This window comes from Synechococcus sp. Minos11, from assembly GCF_014279855.1.
Classification (GTDB): Bacteria; Cyanobacteriota; Cyanobacteriia; order PCC-6307; family Cyanobiaceae; genus RCC307.
In genome coordinates this window covers 667,136-687,033 of sequence record NZ_CP047953.1, presented here as the reverse complement: position 1 = coordinate 687,033, position 19,898 = coordinate 667,136, and the positions used below count along the sequence as shown (strand labels likewise).

Sequence of the window (19,898 nt, the reverse complement as noted above, 5' to 3'; positions counted from 1 at the left end):
TTGTCGCCATGTTTCGCGCCCTGGCGATGCTGGGCGCGGGCGGAATTCTGTTTTTGGGGCCCTTGGTGTTCAACCGCCTCGGGCTCGCCAGCACCACGATCGGCCTTGGCTTGGCCCTCGCCAGCGGTGTTGGGCTGATTTCACGCTTTTTGAGTGGCTACATCCTTGATCGCGGGGTCGCGTTGGCTGTCCCGCTGCGGATTGGCGCCGTTCTCTCGATCAGCGCCGACCTGCTGTTGCTCCAGGCCAGCGACAGCTCAGGTTTTTTAATTGGCCAGCTCTTGCTTGGCTTGGGCATGGGCTTCTATTGGCCCGCCGCTGAATTCGCCTCCGCCAGCCTTAGCGCTCCGTTGCCCTCCAGCCAGGGCTTTGCCCTGGCCAGAACCGCCGATGCCCTAGGCATTGCCGCGGGAACTGCCTTGGGAACCTCGCTGGCCGCACTGTTTGGCGCCGATCAATTGCGCTGGGTCTATGGCATCGATATCAGCTGCATGGTTCTGCTGCTGGTGCTGGTGGGCTGGCTGCCGCGCCACAGCGCCATGCCCAACGCCAGCGAAGCACCATCCACAGGGCCGGCGGCACCCCGCTCCTGGCTGCGGCCCCTGCTGCCGCTGTTGATGTTGTCGCTGCTGGGCACCGGTCTGATCAACCTGCAGCAGAGCGCCCTGCCGCTGGATTTAGCCAATGGCGGCTTAGCCCGCGCCGGGCTGCCTGAGGTGGGCGGCGGGCTGCTGATGGGAGTGCAGTTGGTGTTGATCCTGCTGCTGCAGTGGCCGGTGGGACACCGGCTGGGGCAACAGCCGGTTGGCGTGGGGTTGCGACTCAGCCTGCGCAGCTTTGCGGCCGCCTGCGGCTTGATGGCGCTCTCGGCGCTGCATCCCCAAGGCGTGGTGCTGCTGCTCGCCGCCCAGCCCTTGCTGGCCCTAGCGATCACGGCCTTCTTGCCCACCATCACCGAAGCAGTGATCGAAGCGGTGGAGCCAGCCCACCAGGGACTCGCTTTGGGCCTTTATTCACAAGCCTGGGCGATCAGCGGGATCAGTCTGCCGCCGATTGCCGGGTGGATGCTGCAAAGCGAGCAGCACGGCCTGGGGCTATGGCTGCTGATGGGCGGCTTCAGTCTGTTGGCGTTGCCGCTGACTCCTCATCGCTTGAGCCACTAGAGCGCTTCCAGTTTTCGTGGGGCAGCGGCTCGGTTCCGTACTCCCAATCGTCGTAATCGGGATCGTTGCGGATCTTGCGGTGCAGATCCTTTTGGATGTCGAAGTCGTGTTGGCGCTCTGGGGCGTTGGATCCGGAGTCAGGCATCGGATCGATCCCTCGCAGGTGATGTTGCTTGGTGTACCACAGCTGAGCGGCGCTGCCAGCTGAGCTCTACACGTTGAAGAGAAACTCCATGACATCGCCTTCGGCGACGACGTAGTCCTTGCCTTCGCTGCGCAGCTGGCCTTTGGATTTGGCCTCATTGAAAGACCCAGCCGCGAGCAGCTCCTGGCAACCAATGGTCTGGGCGCGAATGAAGCCCCGCTCAAAGTCGGTATGGATCACTCCTGCGGCTTGAGGGGCTGTCATCCCGGCCTTGATGGTCCAGGCGCGGGTCTCCTTTTCACCGGTCGTGAAGTACGTGCGCAGGCCGAGCAGGTTGTAAGTGGCCCGAATCAAGCTCTGCAAGCCGCCTTCGCTGACCCCCAAACCCTCGAGGTAGTCGCCCCGCTCCTCATCGCCAAGCTCAACCAGCTCCGCTTCCACTTGGGCGCTAACGCGCACCGTTTCGGCTGATTCCTTGGCTGCCATGGCCTGCACGGCTTCGGAGAAGCCATTGCCACCAGCGAGATCGTCTTCGCTGACATTGGCGGCATAGATGATCGGCTTGGCCGTCAGCAACCCCAAGGGTTTGATCAGGACTGCTTCCTCCTCGCTGATCTCCACGCTGCGGGCCGCACCACCGCCATCAAGCACAGCGGCAATCCGCTCGAGGGCCGCATCCTCCACTTGCGCTTCCTTGCTGGTGCGCATCTGCTTTTTCAGCCGCTCGCGGCGCTTTTCAATCTGGGAGGCATCAGCCAAAGCCAGCTCCAGATTGATCACTTCGGCGTCCCGGCCAGGATCAACAGAACCCGAGACGTGAATCACGTCGTCGTCATCAAAGCAGCGCACCACATGGACAATGGCGTCCACCTCGCGGATGTTGGCCAAAAACTTGTTGCCCAAGCCTTCGCCTTGGCTGGCACCAGCCACCAACCCAGCGATATCAACAAACTCCACCCGGGTGGGCACGATCTCCTGGCTGCTGGAGAGCTCCGCCAGCTGCTGCAACCGTTCATCGGGCACCGACACCGTGCCCACATTGGGCTCGATGGTGCAAAAGGGGAAATTGGCGGCCTGGGCCTGGGCGTTAGCCACCAGGGCGTTGAACAGGGTGGACTTGCCCACATTGGGCAGTCCAACGATTCCGGCTTTGAGCATGGCGGGAATTTAGGCGGACGGCCCACCGCCCATGAATCTCACAGGTGGGACCAAAAGGATGAAGAATGGTTGCAGACCTGGCGAAGGCCATCGCACCTCTGTCTGCCCCTGACAAACCACTCGCCGCTGTGGTGATGGATCCGTTGAAACGGAGCCGCTTGCGCCATCTCAATCGGCGCCAGTGGGCTGCCGCCGGTTTGGCGGTGCTGATTGCCGTCAGCGGCCTGGTGATTTGGCGCCGCAGCAGCGCTCCAGGACGGGATATCAGCGCGTACACCACCACGGTGGAGACCGGCCAGCTCGATGGTGTGATCACCGCCAGCGGCGAAATCGCGGCCCAACGGCAGGTGAACCTCAGCCCCAAACAAGCCGGGCAACTCCAGGAACTCTTGGTGCAGGAAGGTGATGCCGTGCGTAAGGGCCAAGCGATCGCTCGCATGGACCCCGATGACATCGACAACAAAATCGCTGAAACCCAGGCGGGGCTTGATAGCGCCCGCGTGAATATGTCTCGGGCGCGGCTGGAGTTTGAACGCCGGGAGTCCCTGCATGCAGCAGGGGCATTAACAACTGACGAATTCCTGAGCTTCAAAGCCAAATACGAAACGGCTCGCGCTGAGCTCAACGCCGCCGAACAACGGCTCGAGCAAAAGCTGCAAGACCGGCGCGATCTGCTGATCAAAGCCCCCTTTGCTGGGGTGATCACCAACCGCTTTGCTGATCCCGGCTCCTACGTGACGCCCACCACGGCAGCCTCAGCCAGCGCGGGAGCCAGTAGCGCTTCGATCGTGCAACTCGCCTCTGGTTTGCAAGTGAAGGCCAAGGTTCCAGAAAGCGATATCGGCCGCATCAAGGTGGGCCAACGGGCCCAGATTCGCGTCGATGCCTACCCCGAACGCAGCTTCACCGCACAGGTGAGCGCGATCTCCCCGCGGGCTGAGAAAAACAACGACGTCACCACCTTTGAAGTGAAGCTCGAGCTGCAAGATCCTCCAGCCGGCTTGCTGCGCATCGGCATGACCACTGACGTTGACTTTGATTCCGGCAAGTTGGCGGCCGAGCCCCTGGTGCCGACCGTGGCGATCGTGACCGAAGAAGGCAAGCCTGGTGTACTGATCCCCGGCACGGGCAACGAGCCCAAGTTTCAAGAGGTGACCCTGGGCAACTCCAGCGGCCGCCAAACCCAGGTGTTGAAAGGACTTGAGCCCGGCGAAAAGGTGTTTATTGATCTGCCGCCCTGGGCGAGCAAGCGAGAGGGCGATTAACGGCTGGCCAAAAATTCAGCGCTGATGGCCTCAATCCGTTCACTGGCTTTGCCATCGCCAAAGGGGTTATGGGCCCTGGCCATGGCCTCGTAGGCCTCAGGCTGATCCAGCAGCACAGACGCCTCCGTGGCGATGGCATCGCTCTCAGTTCCAATGAGTTTGGCCGTGCCCGCCTGAACAGCTTCAGGCCGCTCAGTGGTGCGGCGCAGCACGAGCACGGGCTTGCCCAGCGATGGGGCTTCTTCCTGCAAACCACCGGAATCGGTCAGCAGCAAGGTGGAGCCGCGAATGGCTGCCACCAGGCTGTCGTAATCGAGCGGCTCACAGAGAAACACCCGGGGATGGGAGCCCAAGAGTTGCTGCAGGGGCTCGCGAACGGTGGGATTTTTGTGCAACGGCAACAGCAAGGCCGTATCGGGATGGCTGTCCAACACCCGCAGGAAGCCATCAGCAATCGATTGCAGTGGCTCACCCCAGTTCTCACGGCGATGCACCGTGGCCAAGATCACCCGCTGAGACTCCCAATCCAACCCAGGGATCGGGCAACTCGGCGCAGCTGCTGCCATCTGCAGCAGGGCGTCAATCACCGTGTTGCCGGTGACATGCACGGCGCCCACGACGCCTGAGGCCTGCAGGTTGGCGGCGGCCTGCTCGGTGGGCGCGAAATGCAGTTGAGCCAGCTGGGAGATCAGCCGGCGATTCGCCTCTTCTGGGAAGGGGTCATAGATGTTGTCAGTGCGCAGGCCGGCTTCCACGTGGCCAACCGGAATCTGGTCGTAAAAGGCGGCCAGGGCAGCGGCAAAAGCCGTGGTGGTGTCCCCCTGCACCAGCACCAGATCAGGGCGGTGCTCGGCGAATTCATGGCGCAACCCCTCCAGTGCTGCGCAAGTGACATGGGTAAGGGTTTGCTTTGGAGCCATCAAGGCCAGATCCCGCTGGGCCTCCAGGGCAAAGAGGGCCATCACCTGAGCCACCATCTCCCGGTGCTGACCGGTCAGCACCACACGGGCTTCAAAGCGCTCGGACTGCTGGAATGCACGGATGACCGGGGCCATCTTGATGGCCTCAGGGCGGGTGCCCAGCACCAGGGTGACGCGTGCGGGTTGGGCCAACGGGCTTTGGCAATCCCGCGAACTTTAAGGACCCCAAACCGGTTTGCCCTTGCCAAGCTGCAGGAATCTGCACCTGCGGGATGAGTGATCTGCCGCCGCTGCCGCCTCCGCCGCAAGCCAGCTCAGCAGCCCCAGAAACGCTGGCGGAGATCGTTGAACTCGCGCGCCGTCAGAACTACTCCGATATTCATCTCGGCGTGGGAGAGCAGCCCCGCTTCCGCGAGCGCGGCGAGATCATCAGCAGCGGCTGGCCGGTCACTGAGGCCGTGCAATTCGATCGTTGGCTCAGTGAGGTGCTGAGCTCAGCGGAACGGGAGCGGTTCCGCAGCGAGCACGACTTCGATGGCTCGTTTGCTTTCGAGCGCGTGCGGGTGCGGATCAACCTGATGGAAAGCCTGCGGGGCCCCGCGATGGTGCTGCGGCTGATCCCGCAGACCATCCTCAGCTTGGAGGAGTTGCAGCTGCCCGAGGTGTTGAAAACCTTGGCGAATCGCCCCAAGGGCTTGGTGCTGGTGACAGGCCCCACCGGTTCAGGCAAAAGCACCACGCTGGCGGCGATGGTGGATTGGATTAACCGCAACAAGCCCGCCCACATCCTCACGATCGAAGATCCGATCGAATTTGTTCACACCAGCCGCAAAGCCCTGGTGCGCCAGCGAGAGGTGGGCCACCACACGCTGCGCTTCAAAGCGGCGCTGCGGGCAGCTCTGCGGGAAGACCCCGACGTGATCTTGATCGGAGAGATCCGCGATGGCGAAACGTTGACCACCGCCTTAGAGGCTGCCCAAACAGGCCATTTGGTGTTTGGCACCCTGCACACCAACTCGGCGGTTCGCACCGTGGAGCGGGTGCTGGGCATGGTCCCCCCAGCGGATCAGGCCAGCCTGCGGCGCTCACTCTCGGAATCCCTGCTTGGCGTCATTGCCCAGGGGCTGATCCGCACCACCACAGGTGGTCGGCGGGCCTATCACGACATCTTGATCAACACAGAAGCCTGCCGCGACTACATCGAGCGGGGTGAGTTGGATTCGGTGGAGCAAATCATGGAGCGCAGTGGCTTCGATGGCATGCAAACCAGCAATCAAGCCCTGCTGCATCTGGTTCAAGCAGGAGAGATTGAAGGCGATGCCGCCCTAGCCGTCAGCTTGAAGTCCTCGGAGTTGGCGCAAGCCCTACGCGGTCGCCAGTAAGCGCCAGAGCACCAAGGTCACCACCCCAAGAGACAGTCCAAGCATGGCCAGGCGGCCATTCCAAATCTCAGCTTGAGGAGTGAACCCCCGGCGCCAAGAGTTGAGTTCGCTGGCATCCACCTGCTCGGGGGCGTCCACGGTGCTTTGCTCGGTCATGGCACAACCGTAAAACGAATTTCGGCTCAAAACGGTGGCGGCCCATACAAGGCATCGGTCTCACCCAACGGCCAACGGGGCGCCACACCCAGCCGCAACGACGACTGCTGCTGCGCGCCAAAGCGGCGACAAGCCGCCAAGCCAATCATGGCGGCGTTATCGGTGCACCAGGCCAAGGGGGCCAAGTGCAAAGCCAGGCCGCGCTGCTGGCTGACCCGTTGCAACCGCTCGCGCAAGGCGGCATTAGCGGAGACACCGCCCACCACCACCACACCGTTGAGGCCATGGTCTTCCGCGCAGCGCACGCTGCGCTCAACCAGCACGCGGCACACCACTGCTTGAAATGAGGCGGCCAAATCAGCCACCGGCAGCTCCTCTCCCTGCTGGCGCCAGCGCTCCACTTCGCGCAGCACAGCTGTTTTGAGGCCACTGAAACTGAAGTCGTAGGGGTGAAATCCACCCCCGGGTAGCGAGATACGCCCCGGCGGAAACGCAAAACGATCGGGATCACCGCCGCGGGCGGCAGCTTCGATCGCAGGGCCACCGGGATAGCCCAACCCCAACAAGCGCGCCACCTTGTCAAAGGCTTCGCCAGCGGCATCGTCACGACTGCCGCCGAGGCGCTCGTAATCGCCCTCAGCGCGCATGGCGATCAACTCGGTGTGACCACCTGAAACCAGCAGCACCAACAACGGCAGCTGGGGCGCCGGATCACCACTGAGGGCCGAACAGAGATGGCCTTCCAAGTGATGAATCCCCACGAATGGCACATCTGCCAGCCGCGCCAAGCTGCGGCCTGTCACAGAGCCCACCAGCAGAGCTCCTGAGAGCCCAGGAGCCACCGTGGCCGCCACCGCATCCATGGCACTTAAAGGCAGCTGCGCCTGCTGCAAAGCCCGCTCCACCAGCCATGGCAACGCCTCCACATGGCGGCGAGAGGCCAGCTCAGGCACCACGCCACCGAACTGGGCATGCTCAGCCACCTGGCTGGCCACTTCACTGCTGAGCACCACGTTGTCGCGAACGACGGCAGCGGCCGACTCGTCACAACTTGTTTCGAGGGCAAGGACCGTGGGCATATGGCAGGGAGAGCGCACCTAATCTCCGCACAACACCCGCGTGCGGCCCTGTCCATCATGCGTCGACTCTTTGCCGTCCTGCTGAGCGGCTTCCTTCTCTTCGGCTTCGCCCCGATGGCCCATGCCGATGTGGCTGGGCTAACCCCCTGCAGTGAGAACGCTCGCTTCCAGGCGCGCGCCAAGACTGCCTCTACACCTCAAGCACAAGCCCGTTTTGAGCGTTACAGCCAAGCGGTGTGCGGCACCGATGGCCTGCCCCACCTGATCGTGGACGGCCGCTGGAACCATGCCGGCGACTTCATGATTCCCGGCGTGATGTTCCTCTACATCGCTGGCTGCATCGGTTGGGCTGGTCGTGAATACCTCAAGGCCACCCGTGGCAAGGGCGCCAACATGAAAGAGATCCAGATCGATCTCTCGGTTGCCTTCAAAGCCACCTTGGCTTCTGCAACCTGGCCCCTGGCCGCCTTTGCTGAACTCGGCAGCAAGAAGCTGACTGAAATCGACAGCAACGTCACCGTTTCACCTCGCTGATCAGGACCGCACCATGAAAAAGTTCCTCACCACCGCTCCGGTCTTTGCGGCCATCTGGTTCACGGTGACCGCCGGAATCATGATCGAATTCAACCGCTTCTTCCCTGATCTCCTCTTCCACCCCTTGTGAAGCGAGGATTTCAAGCCACTAAAGGAAGGTCCCTTTGAGGGGCCTTCCTTGATTGGCTTGAACCCAGCGAGCTAGGCCAGGCCCATCAAGCGCTCCAGCTCCTGCAGGGCCACTTCGAGCTCACCGTTTTCCACCACAGCATCAAATTCTGATTCGGCTTGCAGTTCAAGGCGCGCCCGCTCGAGGCGGCGTTGGATGGCGTCGTCACTGTCGGTGCCACGGCCACGGATGCGGCGCTCCAACTCCTCAAACGATGGGGGGCGCAGAAATATTTGAAACGCATCAGGGCTGCTCTGGCGCACCTGACGGGCCCCCTCCAGCTCAATCTCAAGCAGCACGGGCACGCCAGCAGCCAAGCGCTCCTCCACAGGCCGACGGGGGGTTCCGTAGCAATTGCCAGCAAAGCTCGCCCACTCCAGCAGCCCGCTTTGATCCACGAGCTGCTGAAAGCTGTCTTGGCTGTGGAAGAAGTAGTGAATGCCGTTCTCCTCACCAGGGCGCGGCGCACGGGTGGTGGCGGAGACCGATACCCACAGCTCCGGGTGGCGTTGACGCAACAGGCCCACCAAGGTGCCTTTGCCCACGCCACTGGGACCACTCAAAACGGTGAGGCGAGGTTGATGCGGGGCTGGGCTCACGAAGGGGCAGAGATGGGGCCTGAGTGGAAACTAGGGCGTGAAGGGAGGCGCCATGCAACCGCAGGACACCACAACACTGCGGGGCGTGGTCCACGAACTCAACGCCGAGCTGGTGCCGTCACGGTTTGAGAAAGCCCAACAGGCTGAAAGCGGCGGCGTTCAACTGGCCTTTCGCACCCTGAAGCAACGCCTGTGGCTCACCCTCAACTGGCAGGCCGATTGCCCTCGGTTTCATGCCATCGAACCACCGCCGCGGCTGGGCGAGGGCAGCACCTTGGCCCAGCAGCTCCAACACGGCCTCAAAGGCCTGGCCCTGGTCAGGCTTGAACAGCTGCCCTGGGAGCGGGTGGTGCACTTGGGTTTTGCCCCACGGCCCGATGCCCCAGAACAGCGGCAACTGGTCTTGGAGTTGATGGGGCGCCACAGCAATCTGTTTTTGCTCGATGAACGCCAGCAGGTGATCAGTTCAGGGCGCCAAGTGCGTGAGCACCAATCGAGGCTGCGGCCCATCAGCACAGGCGACAGCTATTCCGCACCGCCACCGCTGCAAGGAGCTGAACCCCAAGTGCAAGAAAGCTTGGAGCGTTGGCGCCAGCGGCTGTTGCTGTTGCCCGAATCGATCGGGCGGGCGCTGATGGGCAGCTACCGCGGCATCAGTCCAGCGCTGCGCGATCAATTGCTGCAAACAGCTGGGCTCGATCGCCACACCCCGGCTGCCGATCTCAGCGCTGCGCAATGGCAGCAGCTGTTTGACAGCTGGCAGCAATGGCTCAGCCAGCTGGATAGCCAGGCACTGCAATTCGCCAGCAGTGGCAGCGGCTATCGCTGCTGGGGAGAACCAAGCCCCTGTCAATCCAACACGCCTTTGGCTCTCAACCTGTCCTTGGCGCATTACTACGGCCAAGGCTTAAGGCAAGCCCAGTGCCAGCAGCAACGCCAACGGCTGGAGCAGCACTTGCAGCAGCTGGTGCAACGGGAGCAACGGGAGCTGCAGCGGCAAGAGCTGCTGCTGGCCCGCAGCGGCGATGAGCACCTGCTGCAGCGGCAGGCTGATCTACTGCTCTGCCGCAGTGATGTGAGCAGCAGCGGCCATCACCAATTGGAGCTCCAGGACCCGGAGAGCAACCAAACCCTGGTGGTGAGGCTCGATCCCCAGCAGACCCTGGTGAGCCAAGCCCAAAAGCTCTACCAACGGGCGCGCAAATTGCGGCGCTCGGTAGCCGCCATCGAACCGCGGCTACGCCGCCATCAACAGCGGCTTGAGCTGCTGGAAGCCAGCCAAGTGCAGCTGCAGCTCGCCGATCCAGACGATGCCGATGTGCTCGAAGCCCTGGCAGACGATCTGGAGCCATTTTTGAAAACCAAAGCCAGCCAGAGCAAAAGCAGCCGGCGCCAACAGGGCACCCCATCGCCCTTGATGCTGCAAAGCCCCAGCGGACTGCCCTTGTTGGTGGGCCGCAACCACCGCCAAAACGACTGGATCAGTTTTCGCCAAGCGCGGCGCGGCGACCTGTGGTTTCACGCCCAAGAACAGCCCGGCAGCCATGTGGTGTTGAAGGGCTCAGAGGGGGAGATCAGCGATGCCGACCTGCAAACCGCCGCAGATCTTGCGGCCCACTTCAGCCGCAGCCGGGGCAACAAAAAAGTGCCTGTGGTGATGGTGCCCACCGAACAACTGCAACGCATTCCGGGAATGGGCCCCGGCCTGGTGCGCCACGGCAACGGGCGTGTTCTGTGGGGAGAGCCCGATCGCGCTTTGGGCTTGCTGCCTACCCTGCAGCCATGAGCGCCATCGAACCCACACCTGAGCGGGATCCGGATTTCCCCGGCGAGGTGGAGATGAGCTTTGCCGATCACCTCGAAGAGCTGCGCTGGCGGTTGCTGCGCTCGTTGGCCTCAGTGGTGATTGCAGCGGCTGGCTGCTTGGTTTTGGTTCGCCCCCTGGTGCGCCTGCTGGAGCAACCCGCCGAAGGCATGCGCTTCATGCAGCTGGCCCCGGGCGAATTTCTGTTTGTATCGATCAAGGTGGCTGGTTACGCCGGTCTGACCTTGGCCTTGCCCTACGTGCTGTTCGAAGGCCTGGGATTTGTGCTGCCTGGCCTCAGCCGCCGCGAACGCCGCTTGATTGCCCCAGCAGTGGCCGGTTCAGCCGTGCTGTTTTTGCTGGGCTTGGCCTTTGCCTGGTGGGCCCTGGTGCCAGCGGCTTTGCGCTTTTTGATGGGCTACGGAGCCGATGTGGTGGAGCCGATCTGGTCGATCGAGCGCTACCTCGATTTCGTGCTGCTGCTGATGTTGGCCACGGGCCTCTCCTTTCAGCTGCCCGTTCTGCAACTCGTGTTGGGCTCACTGGGAATCCTCAACAGCAAAGCAATGCTCTCCGGCTGGCGGCTAGTGGTGCTGCTCTCGGCCTTGGCTGGTGCCGTGCTGACCCCCTCCACCGATCCGGTGACGATGCTGCTGCTCAGCGGGGCCATCACCGGGCTCTATTTGGTGGGCGTGGGCTTGGTGGCCTTTACAGAAGGAATTCGCTCAAACGCCCCTGGTCCGGCAACGGAAAGCTGAGCGCTTTGCCCAAACGCGGTTTATCGCGTGTGGTTTGCAACCAATTGCGAACAGCCTCCGCTTGGCCAATGCCATTGAGCTGCTCCACCAACTGCTCGAGGCGCAGCAGATAGTCCTCCTCACTAAGGGGGAACGATTGCTGTTCGAGGTAAGCCCACATCACCTGCAAATACAGGCGTCCGGCGCGCCGATGCAGCTGTAGGTCGTAGCTGGCACCCCAGCGTTCACGCAAAATCGACAGCAACTCGGCGGCGGTCAGCGGCATGGCCAGAGGCTGCAGAGGGGCCCACAGCATGACGGAGGCTCTGCAGAGGCCAGTCGTCGCAAAGCGTTACGGGCAGAGAAAGGTTCATAATGGGCGGCACTTGTGGCGTGGCGCCTCCCTATGACCCAGATTTCGGCGAAGGACGTTCCCGGGATGGGCCGTCGGCAGTTCATGAATCTGCTGACCTTTGGATCGGTCACCGGGGTGGCTCTGGGCGCCCTCTACCCGGTGGTGAACTACTTCATTCCTCCCAAGGCTTCTGGCGCCGGTGGCGGCACCACCGCCAAGGACGAACTGGGCAATGACGTCACCGCCAGCGGCTGGCTCGCCGATCACAAGGAAGGTGATCGCAGCTTGGTGCAAGGCCTCAAAGGTGACCCCACCTACCTGATCGTTGATGGCCCCGATTCCATCGGCGACTACGGCATCAATGCCATCTGTACCCACCTGGGTTGCGTGGTGCCCTGGAATGCCGGCGCCAACAAATTCATGTGCCCCTGCCACGGCTCCCAGTACGACGCCACCGGCAAGGTGGTGCGCGGCCCCGCTCCCCTCTCGCTGGCCTTAGCCCACGTGAACGTGGAGAACGACAACGTCTTCGTCAGCCAGTGGTCTGAAACCGACTTCCGCACCGACGAGAAGCCCTGGTGGGCTTGAGCCCCCACTCCATCGCCCGCTCCTGAACCTCTCCCACCTGTTACCGATGCGCCGCTCCCTCTCACTGCTGCTCGGCTCCCTGCTCCTCACCGTTGGTTTGCTGGTTGGCGCCCAACCCAGCTGGGCCTACCCCTTCTGGGCACAGCAGAACTACGACAGCCCCCGGGAAGCCACCGGAAAAATCGTTTGCGCCAACTGCCACCTCGCCAAAAAGCTCACCCAGGTTGAAGTGCCCCAGTCGGTGATGCCTGACACGGTGTTCAAGGCCGTGGTGAAGGTGCCTTACGACACCGATGTTCAGCAGGTGGGTGCCGATGGCAATCTCACCGCCCTCAACGTGGGCGCTGTGGTGATGCTTCCTGACGGCTACACCCTGGCTCCGCAGGATCGTCTCAGCGACGAACTCAAAGAAGAGACCGAGGGCATCTACTACACCCAGTACAGCGACGATCAGCCCAACATCCTGTTGGTGGGACCGCTGCCGGGTGATGAGCATCAGGAACTCGTCTTCCCAATCTTGGCCCCTGACCCGAAGACGGATTCCTCCATCAGCTACGGCAAGACCCAGATCCACGTGGGTGGCAACCGCGGCCGCGGTCAGGTGTATCCCACCGGTGAGAAGAGCAACAACACCGTCTACACCGCCAGCGTTGCTGGCGACATCACCGCCATTACAGGCGGCGATGCGGGTGCCTCTGTTGTGACCATCGCCGGTGCTGATGGCAACGTCGAAGAAACCATCCCCGCCGGTCCGGCCTTGGTGGTGGCTGTTGGCGACAGCGTTGATGCTGGTGAAGCTCTGACCGATGACCCCAACGTGGGTGGTTTCGGCCAAATGGATGCTGAAGTTGTGCTTCAGAACCCCGTGCGCCTCTACGGCCTGCTTGGCTTCCTGGCTGCTGTGGCCATCGCCCAGATCATGCTGGTGCTGAAGAAGAAGCAGATCGAGAAGGTTCAGGCCGCCGAAGGCGTCTGAGCCGATGCTCAACGCAGTGCTGCTCACCCCGGCGGTGTTCCAATCGCCGGGGCCCATGGTTTTTGAATTTGGCCCGCTGGCCGTGCGCTGGTACGGCTTGCTGATCGCCCTGGCTGTGCTGTTGGGTCTGTGGATCTCCACCCAACTGGCGAAATCACGGGGACTTGATGGCGGCCTGATCGCTGACCTGTTGCCGATCTTGGTGTTGTGCGCCGTGCTCGGTGCGCGCATCTACTACGTGCTGTTCGAGTGGCGCCAGTACCAAATCAATTGGCTTGAAGCCGTTCAGATTTGGCGCGGAGGCATCGCCATTCATGGCGCCCTATTGGGCGGATTGTTAGCGGTGATCGGATTCACTCGCTGGAAGCGGTTGTCGTTTTGGCAGCTCATGGATGTTTTGGTGCCCTCGGTGGCATTGGGCCAAGCCATCGGCCGCTGGGGCAATTTCTTCAACTCCGAAGCGTTTGGTTTGCCCACTGATCTGCCCTGGAAGCTGTTCATCCCCGCGATGAGCCGGCCGGAGCAATACCTCAGCGAGCAGTATTTCCATCCCACGTTCCTCTACGAATCCATCTGGGATTTGGCGTTGTTTGTGCTCCTGGTGGTGCTGTTCACCCGCCGCAACAGCCAGGGAGAACCCCTGCTGGCCAACGGTGCCATCACCTGCCTCTATGCGCTGATCTACAGCCTGGGGCGGTTTTGGATTGAAGGCCTCAGGCTCGACCCCCTTTGCCTGTTCGGCACCCTGGCCGACGGCAACTGCATCCGCATCGCCCAGGTGGTGAGCATCCTGCTGGCAGCAGCTGGGGTAGCAGGCCTGGCCTGGCTCTACGCCGTCGGCCGTGAGCTTCCTGATCCAGGCAGGCCCCAGTGAGCAAAGGCACCGTTCAAATCGTTGGCGCTGGACCCGGCGCCCCGGATCTAATGACGGTTCGCGCCCAGCGGGCCGTTGAACAGGCCGAACTGCTGATTTGGGCTGACTCGTTGGTGGCACCTGAGATCGCAGCGCTGGCGCCCGAGAGTTGCGAACGCCTGCGCAGCGGCAACCTCACGTTGGAATCCGTGATGGAAGCCATGCTCGATGGCATTCGCTGCGGCAAACGGGTGGTTCGCCTCCATGACGGCGACCCCTGCCTCTACGGCGCTTTGCAAGAGCAAATCGCTCGCTTGGCTGATGCTGATGTTGCGGTTGAGGTGATCCCTGGCATCAGCGCCTACCAAGCCACAGCCGCTGCTCTCAATGCTGAGCTGACCATCCCTGGGCTGGTGCAAACCATCGTGCTCAGCCGCGCCAGCGGCCGCACCGGAACTCCCGAGCGGGAGTCGTTGGAGCGCTTAGCGGCACTGCAGGCCAGCCTCTGTCTTTATTTGAGTGCGCGCCACGTTGAGGAGGTGCAGCAGGTGCTGCTGAAGCACTACCCGGCCGACACCTTGGTCGCCGTTGGCTATCGCGTCAGCTGGCCCGATCAACAGTTGGAGCTGGTGCCCCTCAGTGAGCTCGCCGCCTACAGCCAAGCCAAAGGATTGGAGCGCACAACGCTCTATGTCGTCAGCACGGCGCTGGCCGCTTCAGGGCAAGCCCGTTCACGCCTCTACAGCCCGGATCACGATCACCTGTTCAGACCCAAACGGAGCTCGTAATCGAGCTGGAACCTCAACTTGTACAGTGGCTGGCGCGGGCGATTAGCACAGCGGTAGCGCACTTCCTTCACACGGAAGGGGTCACTGGTTCGAATCCAGTATCGCCCATCAAAAAAGCCATTTAAAGCAACATTCCAAGCCAAGAATTGGTGGTTGTTGTGCTTAACGCTTCAAGCAAAGTTGCTGAACCTGGGCCACAATTCGCCCACTGCTGCGTTGCTTTGGAATGGGCGATCAGAACCAACCGCTGAACGCTGCTGCCCCCTCCAATCCAGGAGCAGTTTTGCTCCAAGCGCGTACCGCCTTAGGTCTGAGCCGCGAGCAACTGGCCGAGCGGCTGCACATGCGGCCGCATCAGATCGAAGCGCTCGAATGCCATCAACAGGAACGCTGGCCAGAGGCGGTGTTCACCATTGCCCAAGTCAGACGCTTGGCCGCGGCCCTCGGCCTTGATGCCGAACCGGTGGTCGAAGCCTTCCGGGCCGACTTGAGCCAACAATCCAACGAGGCCAGCCCCGCCGCCAAAGCGGTGTTTCAGCTGGGCCGCTCGGAACCCACAGCCCAAGCCAAACGGGAAGAGGGTCAACGGGATTGGCTGCATGAGAGCAAGAAAGACAACAAAACCAAAGCCAAAGCCAGCCCGGTTCGTTTCCAGAGGCCCAGCTGGCTTGTGCCCTCCATTGGAGTTGTCGCCCTGTTGGCCATCGGCGGCGTCGCCATCAGCCGCAATCTGCCGGCTCTGCAAGGCCAATTGGCTGCCATCCCCAAGCTGTGGCCGAAAACACCAGCCAAACCCAGTGCTGATGCTGCTGTTGCTGCCACCCCGAAACCGCAGCCCAAAACGTTGGAGCTCTCACTCAGTGAGCCGGTCTGGATGTCGGTGCGTCAGCTGGCGGGCCAAAAGCAGTTGTTTGAAGGCCTTATGCAGCCTGGCCCCCACAGCTTCCCGCTCGGCACTGGCGTGCAGGTCTTAGCGGGACGCCCTGATCTGGTGATGGCCCACATCGGCGATCAGCCAGCCAAAGCCCTGGGCTCGATTGAAACGATCCAGTGGGTGACCTTTAAACCGCCAGTGGCTGCCGCGAGCGCAACAGCTCCGAACGCAGGCTGAGACCAGCAGCGCTCTGAATCATGGGCGAACAGGTTTGCAAACTCCATAGCTCCAGAGACAAGTCATCGCCAACGTCGATGGGTTCAAGCTGAAGCTTGAGTTGTTTGCTAGTGCAACTCGCCACCACTGTCTTGACGGCTCCACCCGGTCGCCGATCCATGGCAACGGCCAAACGCAGCAACAACGAGAGGCGCTCTACCAGGGTCTTCTCCTCTTGAGAGAGCAGATTCCAGCTCTCATGCCTCTTTTTGGGCAAGCTTTTGCGGTGATACCGCGCCAATGAGGCGATCACCCGCTGCTCGCTATGGCTGTATCCCAGCAGCTCTCCGTTCTGAACCAGATACCAGGAATGCTTGTGATAAGCACTGGTGTTAATGCGTAGCCCGCAGCGGTGCACCATTGCAGCAGCCCACAGCAGTTGGCGCGAGGATTCAGGGGCTTGGTGCAACGAGCCGCGGGTCTGATCCCACAGGTCCAGGGCAAAGGCAGCAATCCGCTCCGCACGGGTAATCGATACCCCGTATTTGCTGGCGTGATGCATCACGGTGCGGCGCCTGATCTCGCCTTGGTAGACAAAGCGATCAACGATCAAGTCGTGCCGCAGCATCCAATCAATGATCAAGCCCTCCCGCAGGGCGCGATCACTGATAACAAAGTGGCTAGCCCCAAGCATCTCCATGGCCTGCTGCAGCACCAGCAGGCCTGGAACGATGATTTCGGCCCGGCGCGCATTGATGCCCGGCAAGGCGCGGCGCTCCTCCGGGGTGAGCGAAAGCACCCGTTGCACCAACGCGTCCAACTCAGCGCGGCTGAACTCAGCACCATGCAGACGCCCATTGAGTTCAGGGCGATCCACCGCCAACAGCGCCGCAGCCGCCATGGCCGTGCCACTGGTGGCCACCAACACCGGCGTTTCATCGGGCTCAAGCCGGCGGCGCACCTTCTCCACAGCCGGCTCCATGGAGCCCTGGATGAAAGCCCTTAAGAACTGCACCCGCTTGCGATCAAGCGGCTCTTGACGAATGAAATCGCGTTGCAACCGCACGGCCCCGACCCGGGAACTGGTGAGGGCACGGGCATCACCTGCATCAGCCAAGATCAGCTCGGTGGAGCCGCCGCCGATATCGAGGATGTAGTGGGGCTGCTCGGCAAAATCCATGCCTGAGAGCACACCGAGGTAGATCAAGCGCGCCTCTTCGGGCCCACTGATGACCTCGGTTTTCAGGCCAAAGTCCCGCTCAACCTCCTCCAAAAACGCCACCCCATTGGGGGCTTCCCGCATGGCGCTGGTGGCCACGCAAACAATCTCCTCAACGTCGTGGCTGCTTGCCAGCTCACGGCAATGGCGCAGGGCCAAGCGTGCCCGCTCCATCGCTTCTGGCGACAGATCACCGGTATCGGGATCACGTTCCCCCAAGCGGGTGGTGGATTTTTCCGCCAGCAACACCTGAAAAGTGCGCAATTGCGGGTCCACCGATGCAATCAACAGGTGGGTGGAGTTGGTGCCGAGATCAATCGCTGCGACACGGCGCAACCCCTCTCCCACCGGCATCACCGACGCCAGCTTCTCCAGCTCAGCCTCTGCTGTGGGTCGACGCGCTGCGCTCACCAGGGGGTCAAGATGGCCGTGGCACACTCTCGCATCGAATTCCGGCTCCTTGGTGGCCCGATCTCCCAGCCTTTCCTATCGCTGGCCGGCCTGGCTGGAGCTGCTGCGTTGGCACAAACCCACTGGCCGCTTGATTTTGCTGCTGCCAGCGGCCTGGAGCCTGTGGCTGCAAAGCCCACGGCCCGATGGGAATCTGGTGATGTTGATCATCATCGGCGGGCTGGCCGTCAGTGGCGCTGGCTGCATTGCCAACGATCTCTGGGACCACCGCATCGATGCCAGTGTGGCCCGCACCAGCGATCGCCCTCTGGCCCGCGGAGCTCTGACCTTCACCTTCGCCTGGACCCTGCTGGTGCTGTGCCTACTCACGGCCCTGCTGGTGGTGATGGAGTTACCCGCAGCGGGGCGCGAACTGAGCCTCAAGCTGGCTGTGTTGGCGCTGCCGCCGATCCTTCTCTACCCATCAGCCAAACGCTGGTTCCCCTTCCCCCAAGCGGTGCTGGCCCTGTGTTGGGGTTTTGCGGTGCTGATTACCTGGGCCGCCGCGGCCGGATCACTGGAGGGGGGCTGGCCGCTCTGGGGCTGTTGGCTGGCCACGCTGCTGTGGACCTTTGGCTTTGACACCGTTTACGCCATGGCCGATCGCCGCGACGACGCACGCATCGGCGTGCGCAGCAGCGCCTTGAGCCTGGGCAATCACGCTTTACAGGTGGTGGGCTGGTGTTACCTGCTGGCCTGGCTGCTGCTCACTAGCGCTGCAGCAGTAGCCGGCGTGGGGGTCGTCTATTGGCTGGCCGCCTTGGGCGCGCTCTGGGCGGGCTGGAGAGATCTACGTGAGCTGCGCCACCAGGAACGGGAAGGCCAACCGAAGATTGGCCAGCATTTCCAGCGGCAGGTGTGGCTGGCCACGTTGCTGTGGGCCGGCTTGGTGGTGGGCCGCGGGATGGGATGACAGGCCTCAACACCAGAATCGTGGCCCCCAGTTCAGCCCTGGGGGAGTCCGAACGGCTGCAGCAGGGCATCGCACTCCTGCGTAGCTGGGGACACACGATCCGCTCGGCTCCCGATCCTGAACGGCACTGGGGCTATTACGCCGGCCGAGATGCCGAGCGCTTGGCTGATTTCGATGGAAAAGCAGAGCTTTGGGCCTGCGCCCGTGGCGGCTGGGGTGCAGCACGGCTACTGGAGCAGGGCTGGCAACCACCAGAGGGATGGCTGCTGGGGTTCTCTGATGTCACCAGCCTGCTGTGGGCGCAACAGGCTGCCGGGCTCAGCGGAGCCATCCATGGCCCGCTGGTCACCACCTTGGCCGGCGAACCGCCTTGGAGCCAAAGCCGGCTGCGGGATCTGCTGGCCGGCAAAGCGCTGCTGCCATTGCAGGGTGACGGATGGCAGGGGGGGGTCGCCGAAGGCCCTTTGCTGGTGGGCAACCTCACCGTGGCGACGCACCTATTGGGCACCAGGCACTGCCCCGACTTGGCCGGCCGCGTGCTGCTGCTGGAAGACATTGGCGAAGCCCCCTATCGCATTGATCGCCTGCTGACCCACTGGCGCCTCAGTGGCGCCTTACAGCAGCTGGCGGGCCTTGGCTTTGGCCGGTTTGAGGGCTGTGAAGCCGCAGACGATGAGATCCGCCCTGGCTTCAGCCTCGAGCAGGTGTTGCGCGAACGCAGCATTGATCTGGGCATTCCCGTGGTGGGGGGACTGCCCTTCGGCCATGGTCAGCCCAATGCGGCGCTTCCTTTGGGCCGAACCGTGCAGCTCGATGGCCGCAGCGGCAGCCTCAGCGTGCTCTGAGCAGGGCCGCTGCTAGTTCCAGATCCAATGGCGTGGTGATCTTGAGGTTGGCGCTGCTGGCCTCAAGCACCTGAACCGGCCAGCCAAGACGCTCAAATAGGGCCGCGTCATCGGTGACCTCCCAGCCGGCCTGCTCAGCCTGTTGATGGGCTTGGCGCAGCTGGGCCACCGGGAAACCTTGCGGCGTTTGCGCCGCCCAAAGCTCACAGCGGGGCGGGGTCGCCACGATGCGGCCCTGCCCATCCACCTGTTTGATCGTGTCGACCACAGGGGTGGCTGCAATCAGCGCTTCACCGCTGCGCTGCAGGGCCTCGGCGCAGCGATCAAACAGGGCAGGTTCCGCCAGGCAACGGGCCCCGTCATGGATCAAGACGTGCTCGGCTTCAGCGGGAAGGGCCGCCAATCCGCAAGCCACCGATTGCTGGCGCGTCGCTCCCCCTTGAATCCAGCACCAGGGCTGGCGGGGCTGCAACGACTGCAGCAGCGCCTCAATCGCTTGACGGTCGCAGGCTTGGCCCACCACCCCCAGCCAGGCAATGGCGTCACTGGCCAAGGCAGATTCCAAGGTCCAGGCCAACAGCGGCCTGCCCTGCAGTGGCAGCAACAACTTGTTGCCCTCAGCCCCCATGCGCCGGCCACTGCCGGCGGCAACAATCAACAGATGCAAGCGTCCGCGGTTCAGATCCATACAATTCGACCACTTCCGCTGG

At 62.6% G+C, this 19,898-nt stretch carries 23 protein-coding genes and 1 tRNA gene; 15 read left to right on the top strand and 9 right to left on the bottom strand.

The features are described from left to right. Nucleotides 1-8: 8 nt before the first annotated feature. Nucleotides 9-1,163, top strand: coding sequence for an MFS transporter (locus tag SynMINOS11_RS03730; RefSeq protein ID WP_186549933.1), 1,155 nt, complete (start codon nt 9-11; stop codon nt 1,161-1,163). Here SynMINOS11_RS03730 and SynMINOS11_RS03725 read toward each other — a convergent pair. Together SynMINOS11_RS03725 and ychF are read right to left on the bottom strand one after the other, a co-directional pair. Further along, a complete protein-coding gene (locus SynMINOS11_RS03725; protein ID WP_083831704.1) occupies nt 1,117-1,308 on the bottom strand; it encodes a hypothetical protein in 192 nt (63 codons plus the stop codon). The two genes, SynMINOS11_RS03730 and SynMINOS11_RS03725, sit on opposite strands and share 47 nt — an antisense overlap. 66 nt (nt 1,309-1,374) lie before the next feature. After that, nucleotides 1,375-2,466 (bottom strand): redox-regulated ATPase YchF, encoded by a 1,092-nt coding sequence (gene ychF, locus SynMINOS11_RS03720; protein WP_186549932.1) that lies wholly within the window; start codon nt 2,464-2,466, stop codon nt 1,375-1,377. A 134-nt stretch (nt 2,467-2,600) separates the two neighbouring features. Here ychF and SynMINOS11_RS03715 point away from each other — a divergent pair, with 134 nt between their 5' ends. Next, nucleotides 2,601-3,731 carry an efflux RND transporter periplasmic adaptor subunit gene (locus SynMINOS11_RS03715; protein ID WP_255445479.1) on the top strand — a complete coding sequence of 377 codons (1,131 nt, stop codon included), beginning with the start codon at nt 2,601-2,603 and terminating at the stop codon, nt 3,729-3,731. Here SynMINOS11_RS03715 and wecB read toward each other — a convergent pair. Next, entirely contained in the window at nt 3,728-4,843 is a 1,116-nt protein-coding gene (wecB, locus tag SynMINOS11_RS03710) for a non-hydrolyzing UDP-N-acetylglucosamine 2-epimerase (RefSeq protein ID WP_011935132.1), read from the bottom strand. The genes SynMINOS11_RS03715 and wecB overlap by 4 nt on opposite strands. Before the next feature lie 80 nt (nt 4,844-4,923). On the opposite strand from wecB, the gene SynMINOS11_RS03705 reads away from it, so the two are divergent. Next, nucleotides 4,924-6,033: a type IV pilus twitching motility protein PilT gene (locus tag SynMINOS11_RS03705; protein ID WP_186549928.1), complete on the top strand. Its 1,110-nt coding sequence runs from the start codon at nt 4,924-4,926 to the stop codon at nt 6,031-6,033. Here SynMINOS11_RS03705 and SynMINOS11_RS03700 read toward each other — a convergent pair. Continuing rightward, a complete protein-coding gene (locus SynMINOS11_RS03700; protein WP_011935130.1) occupies nt 6,016-6,189 on the bottom strand; it encodes a high light inducible protein in 174 nt (57 codons plus the stop codon). The genes SynMINOS11_RS03705 and SynMINOS11_RS03700 overlap by 18 nt on opposite strands. A 26-nt stretch (nt 6,190-6,215) precedes the next feature. After that, nucleotides 6,216-7,268, bottom strand: coding sequence for a tRNA (adenosine(37)-N6)-threonylcarbamoyltransferase complex transferase subunit TsaD (gene tsaD, locus SynMINOS11_RS03695; RefSeq protein ID WP_186549926.1), 1,053 nt, complete (start codon nt 7,266-7,268; stop codon nt 6,216-6,218). 57 nt (nt 7,269-7,325) lie between these two features. On the opposite strand from tsaD, the gene SynMINOS11_RS03690 reads away from it, so the two are divergent. Together SynMINOS11_RS03690 and psaJ are read left to right on the top strand one after the other, a co-directional pair. After that, nucleotides 7,326-7,802: a photosystem I reaction centre PsaF protein gene (locus tag SynMINOS11_RS03690; RefSeq protein ID WP_011935128.1), complete on the top strand. Its 477-nt coding sequence runs from the start codon at nt 7,326-7,328 to the stop codon at nt 7,800-7,802. A 13-nt stretch (nt 7,803-7,815) separates the two neighbouring features. After that, entirely contained in the window at nt 7,816-7,932 is a 117-nt protein-coding gene (psaJ, locus tag SynMINOS11_RS03685) for a photosystem I reaction center subunit IX (RefSeq protein WP_011935127.1), read from the top strand. Between the two features lie 71 nt (nt 7,933-8,003). Here psaJ and gmk read toward each other — a convergent pair whose 3' ends face one another. After that, the gene (gene gmk / locus SynMINOS11_RS03680; RefSeq protein WP_186549924.1) at nt 8,004-8,570 is read right to left on the bottom strand and encodes a guanylate kinase; all 567 of its coding nucleotides are present in this window, start codon (nt 8,568-8,570) and stop codon (nt 8,004-8,006) included. Nucleotides 8,571-8,607: 37 nt separating this feature from the next. Here gmk and SynMINOS11_RS03675 point away from each other — a divergent pair, with 37 nt between their 5' ends. Both SynMINOS11_RS03675 and tatC read left to right on the top strand, forming a co-directional pair. Continuing rightward, the gene (locus tag SynMINOS11_RS03675; protein ID WP_370586182.1) at nt 8,608-10,356 is read left to right on the top strand and encodes an Rqc2 family fibronectin-binding protein; all 1,749 of its coding nucleotides are present in this window, start codon (nt 8,608-8,610) and stop codon (nt 10,354-10,356) included. After that, nucleotides 10,353-11,132 carry a twin-arginine translocase subunit TatC gene (tatC, locus tag SynMINOS11_RS03670; protein ID WP_011935124.1) on the top strand — a complete coding sequence of 260 codons (780 nt, stop codon included), beginning with the start codon at nt 10,353-10,355 and terminating at the stop codon, nt 11,130-11,132. Before SynMINOS11_RS03675 ends, tatC begins: the two co-directional genes overlap by 4 nt. Here the strand turns inward: tatC and SynMINOS11_RS03665 are convergent. Continuing rightward, on the bottom strand, nt 11,083-11,427 hold the full coding sequence (locus SynMINOS11_RS03665) for a DUF3067 family protein (RefSeq protein WP_186549922.1): 345 nt from the start codon (nt 11,425-11,427) through the stop codon (nt 11,083-11,085). The genes tatC and SynMINOS11_RS03665 overlap by 50 nt on opposite strands. A gap of 90 nt (nt 11,428-11,517) precedes the next feature. Here SynMINOS11_RS03665 and petC point away from each other — a divergent pair, with 90 nt between their 5' ends. The 6 genes from petC to SynMINOS11_RS03635 all read left to right on the top strand — a co-directional run bounded on the left by petC (nt 11,518) and on the right by SynMINOS11_RS03635 (nt 15,782). Then, entirely contained in the window at nt 11,518-12,054 is a 537-nt protein-coding gene (petC, locus tag SynMINOS11_RS03660) for a cytochrome b6-f complex iron-sulfur subunit (protein ID WP_011935122.1), read from the top strand. Nucleotides 12,055-12,100: 46 nt separating this feature from the next. After that, nucleotides 12,101-13,030, top strand: coding sequence for a cytochrome f (gene petA / locus SynMINOS11_RS03655; RefSeq protein WP_186549921.1), 930 nt, complete (start codon nt 12,101-12,103; stop codon nt 13,028-13,030). Nucleotides 13,031-13,034: 4 nt separating this feature from the next. Beyond that, nucleotides 13,035-13,904: a prolipoprotein diacylglyceryl transferase gene (gene lgt / locus SynMINOS11_RS03650; protein WP_011935120.1), complete on the top strand. Its 870-nt coding sequence runs from the start codon at nt 13,035-13,037 to the stop codon at nt 13,902-13,904. Further along, on the top strand, nt 13,901-14,671 hold the full coding sequence (gene cobM / locus SynMINOS11_RS03645) for a precorrin-4 C(11)-methyltransferase (protein WP_186549919.1): 771 nt from the start codon (nt 13,901-13,903) through the stop codon (nt 14,669-14,671). Before lgt ends, cobM begins: the two co-directional genes overlap by 4 nt. A gap of 36 nt (nt 14,672-14,707) precedes the next feature. Beyond that, a tRNA-Val gene (locus SynMINOS11_RS03640) sits at nt 14,708-14,779 on the top strand. A 118-nt stretch (nt 14,780-14,897) separates the two neighbouring features. Then, a complete protein-coding gene (locus tag SynMINOS11_RS03635; RefSeq protein ID WP_186549917.1) occupies nt 14,898-15,782 on the top strand; it encodes a helix-turn-helix domain-containing protein in 885 nt (294 codons plus the stop codon). On the opposite strand, the gene SynMINOS11_RS03630 is transcribed toward SynMINOS11_RS03635, so the two are convergent. Further along, nucleotides 15,733-17,334, bottom strand: coding sequence for a Ppx/GppA phosphatase family protein (locus tag SynMINOS11_RS03630; protein WP_255445534.1), 1,602 nt, complete (start codon nt 17,332-17,334; stop codon nt 15,733-15,735). The genes SynMINOS11_RS03635 and SynMINOS11_RS03630 overlap by 50 nt on opposite strands. 109 nt (nt 17,335-17,443) lie before the next feature. On the opposite strand from SynMINOS11_RS03630, the gene SynMINOS11_RS03625 reads away from it, so the two are divergent. Both SynMINOS11_RS03625 and SynMINOS11_RS03620 read left to right on the top strand, forming a co-directional pair. Beyond that, nucleotides 17,444-18,343 carry a 4-hydroxybenzoate polyprenyltransferase gene (locus SynMINOS11_RS03625; protein WP_186549913.1) on the top strand — a complete coding sequence of 300 codons (900 nt, stop codon included), beginning with the start codon at nt 17,444-17,446 and terminating at the stop codon, nt 18,341-18,343. After that, nucleotides 18,340-19,188, top strand: a complete 849-nt coding sequence (locus SynMINOS11_RS03620) for a S66 peptidase family protein (protein WP_186549911.1) — start codon at nt 18,340-18,342, stop codon at nt 19,186-19,188. Before SynMINOS11_RS03625 ends, SynMINOS11_RS03620 begins: the two co-directional genes overlap by 4 nt. Here the strand turns inward: SynMINOS11_RS03620 and ispD are convergent. After that, the gene (ispD, locus tag SynMINOS11_RS03615; protein ID WP_186549909.1) at nt 19,175-19,876 is read right to left on the bottom strand and encodes a 2-C-methyl-D-erythritol 4-phosphate cytidylyltransferase; all 702 of its coding nucleotides are present in this window, start codon (nt 19,874-19,876) and stop codon (nt 19,175-19,177) included. The two genes, SynMINOS11_RS03620 and ispD, sit on opposite strands and share 14 nt — an antisense overlap. Nucleotides 19,877-19,898: the final 22 nt, after the last annotated feature.

Excerpts from the sequence above, each read along its gene's own strand:
- SynMINOS11_RS03705 (WP_186549928.1), top strand. The coding sequence starts at position 4,924 with ATGAGTGATCTGCCGCCGCTGCCGCCTCCGCCGCAAGCCAGCTCAGCA.
- SynMINOS11_RS03620 (WP_186549911.1), top strand. The coding sequence starts at position 18,340 with ATGACAGGCCTCAACACCAGAATCGTGGCCCCCAGTTCAGCCCTGGGG.
- SynMINOS11_RS03635 (WP_186549917.1), top strand. The coding sequence starts at position 14,898 with ATGGGCGATCAGAACCAACCGCTGAACGCTGCTGCCCCCTCCAATCCA.
- SynMINOS11_RS03700 (WP_011935130.1), bottom strand. The coding sequence starts at position 6,189 with ATGACCGAGCAAAGCACCGTGGACGCCCCCGAGCAGGTGGATGCCAGC.
- SynMINOS11_RS03690 (WP_011935128.1), top strand. The coding sequence starts at position 7,326 with ATGCGTCGACTCTTTGCCGTCCTGCTGAGCGGCTTCCTTCTCTTCGGC.
- tsaD (WP_186549926.1), bottom strand. The coding sequence starts at position 7,268 with ATGCCCACGGTCCTTGCCCTCGAAACAAGTTGTGACGAGTCGGCCGCT.
- ispD (WP_186549909.1), bottom strand. The coding sequence starts at position 19,876 with ATGGATCTGAACCGCGGACGCTTGCATCTGTTGATTGTTGCCGCCGGC.
- ychF (WP_186549932.1), bottom strand. The coding sequence starts at position 2,466 with ATGCTCAAAGCCGGAATCGTTGGACTGCCCAATGTGGGCAAGTCCACC.
- petC (WP_011935122.1), top strand. The coding sequence starts at position 11,518 with ATGACCCAGATTTCGGCGAAGGACGTTCCCGGGATGGGCCGTCGGCAG.
- SynMINOS11_RS03730 (WP_186549933.1), top strand. The coding sequence starts at position 9 with ATGTTTCGCGCCCTGGCGATGCTGGGCGCGGGCGGAATTCTGTTTTTG.
- petA (WP_186549921.1), top strand. The coding sequence starts at position 12,101 with ATGCGCCGCTCCCTCTCACTGCTGCTCGGCTCCCTGCTCCTCACCGTT.
- lgt (WP_011935120.1), top strand. The coding sequence starts at position 13,035 with ATGCTCAACGCAGTGCTGCTCACCCCGGCGGTGTTCCAATCGCCGGGG.
- SynMINOS11_RS03630 (WP_255445534.1), bottom strand. The coding sequence starts at position 17,334 with ATGCCGGTGGGAGAGGGGTTGCGCCGTGTCGCAGCGATTGATCTCGGC.
- SynMINOS11_RS03715 (WP_255445479.1), top strand. The coding sequence starts at position 2,601 with ATGGATCCGTTGAAACGGAGCCGCTTGCGCCATCTCAATCGGCGCCAG.
- tatC (WP_011935124.1), top strand. The coding sequence starts at position 10,353 with ATGAGCGCCATCGAACCCACACCTGAGCGGGATCCGGATTTCCCCGGC.
- SynMINOS11_RS03665 (WP_186549922.1), bottom strand. The coding sequence starts at position 11,427 with ATGCTGTGGGCCCCTCTGCAGCCTCTGGCCATGCCGCTGACCGCCGCC.
- psaJ (WP_011935127.1), top strand. The coding sequence starts at position 7,816 with ATGAAAAAGTTCCTCACCACCGCTCCGGTCTTTGCGGCCATCTGGTTC.
- SynMINOS11_RS03725 (WP_083831704.1), bottom strand. The coding sequence starts at position 1,308 with ATGCCTGACTCCGGATCCAACGCCCCAGAGCGCCAACACGACTTCGAC.